Origin of the sequence: Halomonas sp. SIMBA_159 (assembly GCF_046536035.1) — a bacterium.
Lineage (GTDB): Bacteria > Pseudomonadota > Gammaproteobacteria > Pseudomonadales > Halomonadaceae > Vreelandella > Vreelandella venusta_A.
Genome location: NZ_JAWJBT010001434.1, coordinates 1 through 242 on the forward strand (window position 1 = coordinate 1; position 242 = coordinate 242).

Below are 242 nucleotides of genomic sequence, written 5' to 3' on the forward strand. Positions count from 1 at the left end.
GAAAGAAACCTTCCAGGCTGCTGTACATCAGGTAATAGGCCACACCGGCCACCAAAGTGACTTTGAGGATGGATTTCACCAGCTCAACGGCACTTTGCTTGCCAATCATACGTTTAAGACCGCTGGCCGGGTTCATTCTTGAGAGCTTGGGCCTTGCCGCCTCGGCGGAAAAGCTGATTCCGCCCAGGGCGGAAGCGCCAATCAGTGCCGCCACAAACAAGAATATCAACACCAGCAGCAAT

At 53.7% G+C, this 242-nt stretch carries 1 protein-coding gene; it reads right to left on the reverse strand.

Features of this window, described 5'->3' with window-relative positions; translation table 11 throughout:
• A partial coding sequence (locus R0J87_RS23975) for an EscU/YscU/HrcU family type III secretion system export apparatus switch protein (RefSeq protein WP_498889539.1) occupies nt 1–242 on the reverse strand: 242 nt, incomplete at both ends.